This is a genomic window from Acinetobacter nectaris CIP 110549 (assembly GCF_000488215.1).
In the GTDB taxonomy this organism is placed as follows: domain Bacteria; phylum Pseudomonadota; class Gammaproteobacteria; order Pseudomonadales; family Moraxellaceae; genus Acinetobacter; species Acinetobacter nectaris.
Map to the genome: position 1 here is coordinate 98886 of NZ_KI530734.1, position 13277 is coordinate 112162.

The 13277-nt window shown below is 36.3% G+C and carries 12 protein-coding genes; 8 read left to right on the top strand and 4 right to left on the bottom strand.

Annotation, left to right across the window (positions count from 1 at the left end; translation table 11 throughout):
• Positions 1 to 31 precede the first annotated feature (31 nt).
• Positions 32 to 880 carry an aldo/keto reductase gene (locus P256_RS09410; protein WP_023273450.1) on the bottom strand — a complete coding sequence of 283 codons (849 nt, stop codon included), beginning with the start codon at positions 878 to 880 and terminating at the stop codon, positions 32 to 34.
• Positions 881 to 1059: 179 nt separating this feature from the next.
• Here P256_RS09410 and P256_RS09415 point away from each other — a divergent pair, with 179 nt between their 5' ends.
• Together P256_RS09415 and P256_RS13000 are read left to right on the top strand one after the other, a co-directional pair.
• Positions 1060 to 1836 carry a class I SAM-dependent methyltransferase gene (locus P256_RS09415; protein WP_023273451.1) on the top strand — a complete coding sequence of 259 codons (777 nt, stop codon included), beginning with the start codon at positions 1060 to 1062 and terminating at the stop codon, positions 1834 to 1836.
• Between the two features lie 25 nt (positions 1837 to 1861).
• Positions 1862 to 2374 carry a hypothetical protein gene (locus P256_RS13000; protein ID WP_023273452.1) on the top strand — a complete coding sequence of 171 codons (513 nt, stop codon included), beginning with the start codon at positions 1862 to 1864 and terminating at the stop codon, positions 2372 to 2374.
• A 3-nt stretch (positions 2375 to 2377) separates the two neighbouring features.
• Here P256_RS13000 and P256_RS09425 read toward each other — a convergent pair whose 3' ends face one another.
• On the bottom strand, positions 2378 to 2791 hold the full coding sequence (locus P256_RS09425; RefSeq protein ID WP_023273453.1) for a protease inhibitor I42 family protein: 414 nt from the start codon (positions 2789 to 2791) through the stop codon (positions 2378 to 2380).
• A gap of 168 nt (positions 2792 to 2959) precedes the next feature.
• On the bottom strand, positions 2960 to 3424 hold the full coding sequence (locus P256_RS09430; RefSeq protein ID WP_023273454.1) for a Holliday junction resolvase-like protein: 465 nt from the start codon (positions 3422 to 3424) through the stop codon (positions 2960 to 2962).
• A 145-nt stretch (positions 3425 to 3569) separates the two neighbouring features.
• Between P256_RS09430 and P256_RS09435 the strand changes: the two genes are divergently transcribed.
• From P256_RS09435 to yccS, 5 genes are all read left to right on the top strand, one after another.
• Positions 3570 to 4214, top strand: coding sequence for a ParA family protein (locus P256_RS09435; RefSeq protein ID WP_023273455.1), 645 nt, complete (start codon positions 3570 to 3572; stop codon positions 4212 to 4214).
• A gap of 92 nt (positions 4215 to 4306) precedes the next feature.
• Positions 4307 to 5377 carry an AI-2E family transporter gene (locus P256_RS09440; RefSeq protein WP_023273456.1) on the top strand — a complete coding sequence of 357 codons (1071 nt, stop codon included), beginning with the start codon at positions 4307 to 4309 and terminating at the stop codon, positions 5375 to 5377.
• Positions 5378 to 5576: 199 nt separating this feature from the next.
• A complete protein-coding gene (locus P256_RS09445; RefSeq protein ID WP_023273457.1) occupies positions 5577 to 6185 on the top strand; it encodes an NAD(P)-dependent oxidoreductase in 609 nt (202 codons plus the stop codon).
• Positions 6186 to 6331: 146 nt separating this feature from the next.
• Positions 6332 to 7549 carry a glycoside hydrolase family 28 protein gene (locus P256_RS09450; protein WP_023273458.1) on the top strand — a complete coding sequence of 406 codons (1218 nt, stop codon included), beginning with the start codon at positions 6332 to 6334 and terminating at the stop codon, positions 7547 to 7549.
• 86 nt (positions 7550 to 7635) lie between these two features.
• A complete protein-coding gene (gene yccS / locus P256_RS09455) occupies positions 7636 to 9795 on the top strand; it encodes a YccS family putative transporter (protein ID WP_023273459.1) in 2160 nt (719 codons plus the stop codon).
• A 47-nt stretch (positions 9796 to 9842) separates the two neighbouring features.
• Here yccS and P256_RS09460 read toward each other — a convergent pair whose 3' ends face one another.
• Positions 9843 to 11081 carry an MFS transporter gene (locus P256_RS09460; protein ID WP_023273460.1) on the bottom strand — a complete coding sequence of 413 codons (1239 nt, stop codon included), beginning with the start codon at positions 11079 to 11081 and terminating at the stop codon, positions 9843 to 9845.
• Between the two features lie 354 nt (positions 11082 to 11435).
• Between P256_RS09460 and P256_RS09465 the strand changes: the two genes are divergently transcribed.
• A complete protein-coding gene (locus tag P256_RS09465) occupies positions 11436 to 13241 on the top strand; it encodes an aminopeptidase P family protein (protein ID WP_023273461.1) in 1806 nt (601 codons plus the stop codon).
• The last annotated feature ends 36 nt before the right edge of the window (positions 13242 to 13277 follow it).

Below are 13277 nucleotides of genomic sequence, written 5' to 3' on the forward strand. Positions count from 1 at the left end.
GAGATTTTCCTCTCATTGCTTTTTTAATATATTAAAACTCTTCATATATTGCTGGATCTTGGTCTTGCAAACGCCCAGTCGATTTACTTAAAGCATTAATTTCAGTAATTTGCTCATCTGTTAAACCAAAATCAAAGATAGACTTATTTTCAACCTGATTTTTCGTACTGGTTGCCTTTGGAATAGTAATCACACCCAACTGAAACTGCCATCTTAAAATAATTTGTGGCACTGTTTTACCAACATCTGCCGCAATTTTCTCTAATGTAGGATGATGTAAAATATCACTGGCGCGACCTAATGGACTCCATGCCATAGTCACAATACCATTTCTTTGGTTATATTCTCTGGTTTCTTGCTGATTAAAAAATGGATGGATTTCCAACTGGTTAACAACAGGAACAACTCCTGTTTCTTGCTTTAACAACTCTATATGTTCAGGTAAAAAATTACTTACGCCAATCGACTTAATTTGACCTCTTTTCTGTGCTTCTATTAAAGCCTGCCATGCTTCAACAAACAGCCCCTGTTTTGGGTTTGGCCAATGAATAAGGTATAAGTCGTAATAACTCAGTTGTGCACGAAAGAGCGATTCTTCAATTGTTTCAAGTGCTGCATCATATGCATGATGTCTTCCCGGTAATTTAGAAGTAATAATAAACTCTTCTCTTTCTATACCCGAGCGTTGTACAGCCTGCCCCACAGCACCTTCATTTTCATAATTAAATGCTGTATCTAGCATACGATAACCTTGCTCAATCGCGCCAAGCATCGTTTCTACACCATTATTTCCCTTTAAAGTGTATGTACCAAACCCAATTGCGGGAATACCGTATCCATCATGTAATGTATGAACAGGAATACTCTGTTGTAATGCCATATTCAACTCCATCATTTATATATTAAAAAAGTAATATTTCTTTTAGTGACTATATAAAATTCTCTGCTAAAGAATATTTAGTATATCTGTTCCTGTTTATTTCTATACATCAATCCTCATTTCAGCTTAACCAATTATGATGAAAGAATAAATAAGAGACACAGGTTAAAAACATTATTATGAAACAAGAAATTCATCCAACAGCTAAACAGGGTTTTGGTCAAGATGCCTCAATGTATGAGTATGCGCGACCAAACTATCCATCTGCTATTACTTCATGGTTAACAGAAGATATCGGTTTAAACTCATCAACAACAGCTATAGATCTCGCAGCTGGTACAGGTAAATTCACACACTATTTAGCAGAAACACAAAGTAAAATAATCGCTGTTGAACCAGTCAAAGCAATGGCAGAACAATTTGAGCAACAACACCCTAACATTCCTCTCATTTCAGCTTTTAGTCATGATATTCCTTTAGAAAACCAAAGTGTCGATGCCATTGTATCTGCTCAGGCTTTTCATTGGTTTGCTCATATAGATACCTTACAAGAAGTACATCGCCTTTTAAAGCCTGAAGGACATTTTGGTCTTATTTGGAATTATCGCGATACATCATATCCATGGGTGCAGGCCATTTCAGAGGTAATCGCTTCATTTGAAGACAATACCCCTCGGTTTCATCACCAAAAATGGCAATATGCTTTCGAGCATCAAAACTTATTTTTAAAAAAATCTGAGAAAGAATTTAGCTATACTCATACAGGTACAGTGGAAAAAGTTGTTTGTCAGCGCCTTCGCTCTACAAGCTTTATTGCTGCCCTACCTTTAAACGAACAAGAACGTATTCAGAAAACATTAGAAAGTATTGTTTATGATTATCTTAACAAGACACCTACAGATATTATTGACTTTCCATACTGTACTTATACTTACGATTTTATCCGTTTAGAATAAATTAAAGGTTCTTGAACATAGCTCTATGAAACATCCAAAAATATACACAACTTTGTTATTCAGTATCTTGGCAATTCACCTTGGGGGTTGCCAAGAAAAAGATACAAAGCCTTCAGCTAACCCAACTAAAAAAGAAGTTAGTGTACAAACAAATATACGCTCATTTAAAGCGACTCAAGAAGATATCGATGATATTCAGCAGCTTGACCAGTTCAATGATGACTTTAGTACAACCACTCAAGGTATTTACAATGAACTCGTCCAACTTAAACAACAAAATATTCTAAGAGAAGACTATATACTACAAAGGAAATATGAGCAGGCACGTGCAGCAGTAAATATGTTAGATGATCTTGATTTAAAAACTGACCAAGGACACTATATTCAAGGTTTATTAAATCAATACTGGCAACAGCAGGCGGCTTTTTTAAAAAGTAAGACTCAACTGACCAATGAGCACCCTACTCCTGCCAATATTCAAATTTTAACTCAAGCAGAGCAACAGCTTATTGCTTGGAAAAAACAATCTACGACTTAAACATTAAGAAATACGTATACGACATTGCCAGCTCTCAGCAGGAGCTGCAGTTTTCTCCCATGGACGGACATATACCAAACGTATTTCTTCCTCCCCTTGTTGCTCTGCATCAAACTGATAAATTTTTTCTGCGGTTTGTCCAACAAGCGGTTTATCTTCCTCTTGTTTGGGCTTTTGCTCCTCTTCATCTACACTAAAAAGTTTTAATGGTTCAACCAATTGCCACTGATATCCTGTACTCGGGTTTTCAGGCGCATGGAACATTAAACTTTGTCCAACTTTCATTTCTAGCAATGCAGGGCATTTTTGCTTTAATGTGAAAACATGTGTTTTCCCATCCACAGTTGGACTACTGCTGTAACAGCCAACCAATAACAATCCCATACAGAGCGCGCTGATGCAAAGTGCATATTTCATTTTTGCTCACTCGTTTTTATATCATTATTCCATTATTAAAAGCATCGTCACTGACCTACGACACTCTCAGAATATAATACATTAAACCCAAGCAATGAAACTTTTCAATCTATAAATTTGACTTTTGAGTAAATAAAAATAGATTATTTTTACATTAAATTTCACCTATCAAAATTGGTTAATTCTAATCATTTCAAAGCGCACTCGACCTGCTTGAATTGCTCTTGCAATAGCTTGCTGACCTTTAGTTAAGCGTGCACCGCCACTTTTAATATCAATGAGCACCACTTCGATTTCATCAGCATGTGCCTCTCCATCACGAAAATCACTATAGTTATTAAATACAACATAATCTATTGGATCTCCTAAAAATCGAGCATCTGCAGGTAAGTATTCAAACTCAGGAAATAACGGTGCAAATTGCTCTGCCATCTTTCCTTTTAAAACAGCTCGACTGGTATTTACACTCCTTTTTCTAGCTTCTGCTAAAGCTTCCTGATGTTCTAGTTCTAATTCTGCAATATATTGCTCATATTCAGCCTGAATTTTTCCATTTCTGAAACTAGACAAAAATATTGTTGTTAGAATTGCCCCAATAAAGCCACCAATTAATGCTGAAATCCAGATGGACATTCGTTATTTTTCCTGTTATTCATAGTGAAAGAAATTAATCTCCCAAATTTTAACATCACAACAATCTAGATCCTCAGTTGTTATAAATGTTAATTTTTTGTTAAAAAGATGTTACATTATTACAAATCAGAATATACGATCTCTCATGAAAACAATTTTAGTTGCAAACCAAAAAGGCGGATGTGGAAAAACCAATACAGCAATTACGATTGCAACTGCACTGGCTGCAAAAGGCTATCAAGTCGCTTTAGCAGATGCAGATACTCAGAAATCAACATTACAATGGCTGAAGCAACGCCCAGATACAGCATATAAGATTCGCTCACTCGATTGGAGAAATGAGAATTCAATTGGTGATGTACCTAAAGATATCGAATATCTGATTATTGATGCTCCTGGTGCTGTTTCTGGAGAACATGCAGAACAGCTTATTAGCGAAAGCCACGCAATTATTACACCATTACAACCTTCTTTTTTCGATCTAAATAGTACAAAAAAATTCTTAAAACGTTTACAAGATATTAAAAGAATTCGTAAAGGAAAAGTAGATATCTTACTGCTTGCCAATCGTGTGAAATATCACAGTATGAAATCGCAAGAAGTTCAAGATTTCTTTAAAAAGGTTGAGCATGAACCAATCGCATGGATTTCTGAACGTACCGCTTACGGACAGCAAGCAATGCAAGGTTTAAGTATTTTTGACCATCAACAAAAACGTTTTGTAGATATTCAAAAACAATGGCAGCCCATTTTAGATCGTATTATTGAAGATGATACGGAATGGTTTTAAGCCACTAAATTACTCATAAATATTAAGGGACTTATCTTCTATGCCTTGCTTATTGCCTATTTACTTCCATTTGAGAAAATAACAGAGCAAAAATGCAAAAAGATACAGTCCCATCACTCAAACATATTGTAATTCTTCTTATACTGCTCATTTTTATATATTTGAGTTTTTCTGTTCTTAAATATTTTATTTTTCCTATATTATGGGCATTGATTATTGCCTACATGACTTGGCCACTATATACACTTATTCAACGTAAACTCGGTCACCAATATAAAATAATGAATGCGTCAATCATGCTTGTATTGTTTATGACTATTTTTGGTTTTCCCTTCCTTATTGCTTTATTTACACTACAAAAAGAAGCTCAAGTTTTATTTATTGAGGCACAACATACTTTACAACTTGGTCAATTAGCTCTTCCTTCTTCTTTACAGCATATCCCTATTCTCAGCGAAATATTACAAAAGCTCGTATTGCAAATAAATACCAATCCGCATCTTTTTATTCAAAAAATTATGTCTTGGCTTCAAGCCCACTTAAATTATGGTGGCATCATTTTAAGTGAATTGAGCCAACGTGTTTTTTATTTATTTTGCATGCTTATTTCACTGTTTTTTTTGTATAGGGATGGTGATAAGTTACGTGTGCAAAGTTATTCTATTTTAGAAAACTTACTTGGTGAACGTTCAAAACCTTATCTAAAAACAATTGCACAAACAACACATGCTGTCATTTATGGCATTGGGTTTACTGCTTTTATCCAATCGCTTTTGGCTGGGCTCAGTTATATTTTTGTAGGTCTCCCCAATACCCTACTCATCACTTTACTCACATTTTTATTTGCCTTTGTTCCTCTAGGCACACCTATCTGCTACGGCAGTATCGCACTTTGGTTACTATCACAAAACCAAGCAGTATCTGCACTGATTATATTTGTATGGGGTTGCTGTGTTGTAACACCCTCTAGCAATATTATTCGACCACTTTTTATTTCAAAAACAACAAATATTCATTTCTTAATTATTATGTTTGGTGTGCTCGGTGGTGTCACAAGCTTTGGATTTATTGGTCTTATTCTTGGGCCTGTTATTCTTGCAATTTTACTAGCTATTTGGAAAGAGTCCTTTGAGAGATCGAATCTAACCATACAAAATAAATAATCATAATTTACATTTTTCTACGTACTTATCACCCTTTAATATCAATGAATACTCATAAATTCACTAGAATATAAAAGATTTACACCACTTCCAATAAGCAAAGTACTGTTTCAATATATGTAACAGTTTATCTTAATTTGGTCTGTTTAAATCTTAAATTCAACACGATAATCTAAGAATAAAATATAGGAGTAGAAATATGAAAGTTGCTATTATTGGTGCATCAGGTATGGCTGGTTCTCGCATTCTCAATGAGCTTGTTTCACGTGGAAATCAAGTCACTGCGATTGCAAGAAATGTCGATAAAGTTGAAAAAAATGATGCTGTAACAGCAAAAGCTGTAGATATTAAAGATCAAAAAGCACTGATTGAAGTTTTAAAAGGTCACGATGCTGTTATTAGCGCTGTACGTTTTGCAGACCTTGATGGTGAAGCACTCATTGATGCGGTAAGAGAATCTGGTGTAAAACGCTATCTTATTGTTGGTGGTGCAGGCAGTCTACTTTTACCAGATCAAACACGTCTGATTGACTCACCAAACTTTCCTCAGGAATACCGCAGTGAAGCAGAGCCGGGTTGTGTGTATCTAGACCAACTTAAACAAGTGCAAGACCTAGATTGGACATTTGTTTCCCCATCTGCATTATTTCAACCTGGTGAACGTACTGGAAAGTTCCGTATAGCTAAAGATACGCTAATAAGTAATGAGCAAGGTAGTCAAATTTCTGCGGAAGATTATGCAATTGCTTTTGTTGATGCTTTAGAGAAAAAACAATATATCCGCGAACGCTTTACTGTTGGCTACTAATTTCATTTAAAGATGCTGTACTTTTTAGAAAGTACAGCATCTTTCCTAAGCATGTTTGATCTATTACAAAAAATAAAGTGATTCTCTTAAGCACTACATATTCCTCATTTAAGCTATTATTTTCAATATATTACTTGTCATTATAAATGAAGCTTAAAGCCATATATCGCACTCTTATTCCATCTGTATTTACCTGTATCAATCTACTTTCACCAACAAGCTCATTATTTGCAAAAGACCTTGTACTTCAAGAGCCTACAACGCCAAATAGTTGCGATGTACTCATGGCAAACAATACAGATGCAACACAAACTATTCAACAAGCCTTAAACCATTGTGAAAAAGGAAAAGCAGTTTACTTAGCCCCAAATGGTGAACAGCATTTATTCACTAGTGGTCCTCTCTTTATACCATCTGACCGTAGCTTAGTAATTCAATCAGGCGTCACACTTAAAGCAATCAATCGTGCTGCTTCTTTTGATAAAGGTAAAGAAACATGTGGCACACTCGATCATCATGGCAGTGGCTGCCAACCATTCGTTACATTTGATCATGTTAAACATAGTGGATTATATGGCCCGGGAACAATTGATGGACAGGGAGGCATTCCACTCACTGATATACCAAGTACAACATGGTGGTCATTGGCAACCGATGCAAAACAAGCGAAACTCAAACAAAATAATCCTCGGCTTATTCAAATGAATCATAGCCAAGATATTACCCTCTATAATATTCATCTCATTAACTCCCCTAACTTTCATGTCGTATTTAAAGAAAGTGATGGCTTAACGGCTTGGGGGGTAAATATAAAAACGCCTGAAAATGCACGAAATACAGATGGTATTGATCCGGGATCATCAAAAAATGTGATCGTTGCATATAGCCAAATTAGTACAGGCGATGACAATGTTGCAATTAAAGCCAATACTGCACCCGCAGAAAATATGCTATTCATCCATAACTATTTCGGAACAGGACATGGTATGTCTATTGGAAGTGAAACCAATGGCGGCGTATTTAACATACGAGTCGATGACTTAACAATGGATCATACAACCAATGGGTTAAGAATTAAAAGTGATCAATCTGCTGCAGGTGAAGTTGCCAATATCTCATACAATCATGTGCACATGCATGATGTAAAATATCCTATTGTGATTGATACAGTCTATGAAAAGAAATCTGGTTATGATCAAGCCTATTGGCATGACTTAAATTACCATGACATTTCCTCAGATACTCCCGGAAAGGTTATAATTAATGGTGTAAATGCACGTACACCCATAGAAATGAATATGTCTGCAATACAATTTACACCAGATACAACATGGAATGTAATTAATGCAAATATAGTCAAATAAACTGATGCTTCTTTAGACGTTAAAAGATTTGACAGCACATTAAAAAAAGAACAATCTTTAGAAAAACTAAAGGTGTTTTAACGTCTGTGAGCAGCTTTCTAGAGAAATTAAATCAGTATAAATCGAATGTACTTTTCATTTATTGCCTACAAATTTTTATTGTGTTTTCAGGCACACTACTCGGTTTATACTATATAGGCTATAACGAATATATTGTGCCTGTCACCCTTGGCGCAATTGCGGCTGCACTGACCGACTTTGATGATCGGCTTAGCATTAGGCTTCGTAACTTACTCTATGTGTGTATCTTATTTTTTATTACCAGTAGTATTTTAGAGTTTCTTGCACCCTACCCCTTATTTTTTATTCTCTATCTTTCACTTTCTAGTGGCTTTCTTATTTTGCTTGGAAGCTTAGGGCAACGCTACGCTGTCATTTCCTTTGGTACAATTCTACTTTCTATTTATACAATGTTCGGTTTAGATGACCATGCCATTTGGTATTTTCAACCCACATGCTTTGTCTTTGGTGCACTTTGGTATGGCGTCACCTCCATTATATTCTACTTATTAAAACCCACACTTTTTGTTCAAGATAGCTTAGCAACAACCTTTCTTTCCATTTCAGATCTTCTCACCCATAAATCTAAACTCTTTGACCCAGACAATAATAAAGAACAGATTCACAATCTTCTTTTAACCCTTTCAATTAAAAATGCAAACCTTGTTCAGCATCTAGATACAACTAAAAGTGCACTTTTGACACGGCTTAAAGCATCACGTGCAAATAAAAACACCCTAAGATGGCTGCACCTCCATTTTTTTGCACAAGATATTCATGAACAAGCTGCATCAAACTACTTAAACTACGAACGTATTGGTACAAACTTTAGCCGTAGTGACCTTATTTTTAGAATACAAAAAACTGTTCAACTTACATCTCAAGCATGTACAGATCTTGCACAATCTATTTTGCAGCACACTGCATATAAAGTAAAAGAAGAACATACTATTGCACTTTCTCAACTAGAAAGTTCCATGCATGATTGGATTGAAGAGAACCCGAATAACCGCGAAGTAAAAAATTTATGCCTTATTCTCAACAATTTAAAAAATATTTATGAACAGCTCTTTCAGCTTACACTTACACAGCAGGTAGAAAACCCACCCGCTATTCATAATATAACCGCAGATAATACAAACCTCTTAGACAATGACATTCAAGATTGGGGAGATCTTGTTCTAAAGTTTAGACAACACCTTACACCTCAGTCTGCCTTATTCCGCCATGCAGTACGCATTGCTTTTGTTTTTTGTGTAGGTTACAGCATTTCACTTTTTCCATTTTCTAAGAATGGTTATTGGATACTTTTAACAAGTCTTTTCGTTTGCCAAGTCAGTTATTTTGCAACAAAAAGTCGCCTAAAAATGCGAACATTGGGTACTATTTCAGGCGTTATTATTGGTGTTCCTATCCTGTATTTTATACAAAATACAGAAAGCCAGCTTATGCTCACAGTCATTTGTGCAGTGCTATTTTTCTATTTGCGTGTCAAGAAATATGCCATGGCAACACTTATGGCAACACTCATGGTCTTACTTATTTTTAGTCTAAAAGGCTCTGCATACGATATTATTTTGCCTAGAATTATAGATACATTGCTTGGCTGTTTTATTGCTTGGTTTGCTGTGAGTTTTATTTGGCCTGATTGGCAATGTCGTAATATTTCTAAAAATATTATTAATAGTGACATTGCAACACTCGACTACTTCGATGAAATTAGCTACCAATATGAATATGGTCGTGATAATGGCATGAGCTACCGTACCGCACGGCGTTTTGCGCATAACAGGCAGACTGAGCTTGCAAATATGATTTCAAGTTTAAGTACCGAACCGAACCCTAACAAAACACTCATTCATGATGCCTTTCGTTATCTTATTTTAAGCCATAGTCAACTCAGCTATATTTCTGCACTCGGTGCACACCGTCATACTGTCGATGATGAAAAGATTCTGTCGCTCATGCAATGGTGTGGTCAAATACTTCGAGAAGTTTTAATTAAGCAATATCCGCTATCTCAGCAAAATATTGAAGCAAAAATTTTAGAAATTGAAGAACTATCGTCTCAAGCAAATTTATCTGCACAGCTTCAACTCACACTCAAACAAATTTCCTTACTTATTGAAATGCTACCTGAAATTAGCACACTAAAACAGACACTTCTTGCACAAGAGATAAAATAAAAGGGAGTTCTAAGACTCCCTTTTATTTAGCATTGTATGATGATTATTTATGCTTGCTCTTTGGCTTCGGCCTCTGCTCTTAAACGCATACCTTTAAGCAAAGCACGGCGTGGGAACGTAAACCAAATTAATATAATTAAAATACTTGCAAGTAAATAAGCCGCCATATGGAAGTGACTATATAGCTCACGGACAATTTCAATCCCTGTAAAGAAGCAAAGCATATTTAAAATAGACATTGCTGCTGCAACGGTTCCTTTTGGCATATCTGACGAAGAAAATGCAAAACGGAAAACCACAGATACTGCAATCCCTTCCCCAAAACTTACAAGTGTTAAACCTATTAAAAGGAAAGGTAATGTGAGCGATGGAACAACAAGCCCCAATGCAGCAATCACTGCCCCTGCAAGCATAATTGGAAAACCAGCAAGAATGGTTTTACCTAGTGGGTAACGATCGACAACTTTAATTAAAACAATGTTACCTAGAATCAAACCACCAAAAATAGGAATTTGAAATAGGCCATATTGTAGACTCGATAAACCAAGCTCATTCACCAACATGACAGGAGAGATGGATATCCATAACATCAATGGTAAAACAACCAATGGTAAAGCAATGGCTAGACTTAAAAAGTGGCTATCGGCATACACTTTTTTAAAGTCACCAAACAAATCGCTCATTGGTTTTTTTTCAACAGGTGGCTTCACTTCAGGCATATATGCCTTAAGACCAAACCAGCTTACCAATGACATCAATGCAATAAAGATAAAGCCCCAATGCCATGAAATATGATCAATGAGGAATGCACCGAAAACAGGTCCCAACAAAGGTGCAAGCAATGAAATATTGGTCATTAGCGCCATGACTTTCACCGCATCACGCTCTTCAAATGACTCTTGTACCGCCGCATAACCTACTGCTGAAACAATGGTCAACCCAGAACCTTGCAAGAAACGCAAAATAAGGAATTGATACATATTTTGGGTGACTAAAATTACAAGACAGCAGACAGTAAAGAATAATACGCCTGCCAGTAATACTTTTTTACGGCCATAACGGTCTGACAAAGGGCCAAAAAGCCATGCAACCCCTGCACCACCCAATAAATAGAATGACATTGCAGAAGGAGCCCATGTTGGACTCACGCCAAAATACTGCGTAATTGGCAACATCGCAGGCTGAATTAAATCATTACAAATGTAAGTCGCCAATTCAAACAGAACAAGCGCGAGAGGGAACATTAACGTCGCAAGACCTAATGTTTTTGCTTGAGTATTTTGCATTTTTTTCTAAAAAATAACGAGGTACAGCAAGAGCATCTTAAAACTGTCAGAGGGTGCCATTTGCTGAACGAGAGACTATGGGAATTCACAAATTACGTATACAGCACCAACTGATTGGAAATAAATGCGGCATTGAATTTGCTTTCATGTATATGAACTAAACAGTGACATTTTTTGATCAATTCAAGGAGCGCAACATTAGCATATTTTTATATAAAGGTCGAATCGCTATAACTACCCTAACCTTAGAGTTCAACCCAATTTTAATATTCTAAAGCATACGATTGAGATCAAAATCGTAAGATCACTAAGTGTTATATTATTTATTATTTTACAAATAAAGGCTGATGCTTTATGCAAGATATGTCGATACAAGAGAAATTAAAACAACTGCGTCAGCAAATGCAGACACATCATATTCATGCCTATATCATTCCAAGTGCAGACCCACATATGTCTGAATATCTGCCTGAATATTGGCAAACTCGTGTATGGTTGTCGGGCTTTACAGGCTCCGTCGGTACATTGGTCGTTACCGAAAATGAAGCAGGTCTATGGGTAGATGGGCGCTATTGGGTACAAGCAGAGCAACAACTTCGTCATACAGAAATAAAATTACAAAAATTGAATGCAGACCCTGCCTCTACACATATTTCATGGCTTGCCAAACACCTAAATCCAAATGATATTGTCGCAACAGATGGAAAGACCCTTTCAATCTCACAATACCAACAACTTTCAGCAGCATTGAGTAAAAAAAATATTGCTTGCGAAACGACAAAAGATTTTATTTCACCACTTTGGAAAAACCGTCCTGCACTGCCTAAACAACCTATGTATGAAATGCAAGCAGGCTTAAACCACCTCACTCGTTTAGAAAAAATACAACAAGTGAGCCAATATCTTTCAACTGAACATATAGATGGACACTTCATTTCTAGCCTAGACGATATTGCTTGGTTACTTAACTGTCGTGGTGAAGATGTCGAATATAACCCTATTTTTCTCGCCCATATGTATATTTCTAAAGAGGGTGAGACCACTTTATTTATTTATGAAGAAAAAATACCACACGAACTTAAACAAGCGCTTTTAAAAGATAAAATTGAGATTTTACCGTATGAAAACAGTGCAAAATTTCTTGCACAAATTACAGATAAAACACTTCTACTCGACCCCAACAAAGTCTCGATTTACCATGCAAATGCATTACCTCAAGCAACAGAAATTGTAAAAAACCTTAACCCAACAACACGCTTTAAGGCAGTCAAGTCACCAAGTGAAATTCAGCATATTCAAAATGCGATGCTCAAAGATGGTATTGCCTTATGCCATTTTTTCAGTTGGCTTGAGCATGCGGTTCAAAATCAGGAAGTTATTTCTGAACTCACGATAGATGAGAAAATTACTGCTTATCGTGCAGAACAAGATGGTTTTCTTGGGCCAAGCTTTGCCACTATTGCAGGATTTAATGCCAATGGGGCACTGCCACACTATAGAGCCACGAAAGAACAGTTTTCTTATATTCAAGGCAATGGATTACTCTTAATTGATTCAGGTGGACAATACATTGATGGCACAACAGACATTACCCGTGTTATTCCAATTGGCACACCAACAGATGAACAAAAGCATGACTACACACTTGTTTTAAAAAGCCACATTGCACTTGCACAAGCGATTTTCCCTATTGGTTTACCCGCACCACTATTAGACAGCATTGCACGACAACCCCTTTGGCAAGAAAGCTTAAACTTTAGACATGGTACAGGGCACGGCGTTGGCTTTGCACTCAATGTGCATGAAGGACCTCATAGCATTTCTTACTATGCACCTGTAAATAAAAATACCGCGATGCTTGAAGGAATGATTACTTCCAATGAGCCGGGTCTATATAGAGAGGGACAATGGGGTATTCGTATCGAAAACCTTATTGTAAATGAGGTTGTTCCACATGAAACACAAGAATATGGTGAATTTTTATGTTTTAAAAATCTTACACTTTGTCCAATTAGTACTGCATGCATTCAGCAAAATCTTTTAACAGATCAAGAAAAACAATGGCTCAATAGATACCATGAGCAAGTTCAAAATACGTTACTCCCTCACCTCACAGGAGAGGCAAAAAACTGGCTGATTCAACATACAAAAGCCATTTAAAACATAAAAAAGAGCGATATCATATCGCTCTTTTTT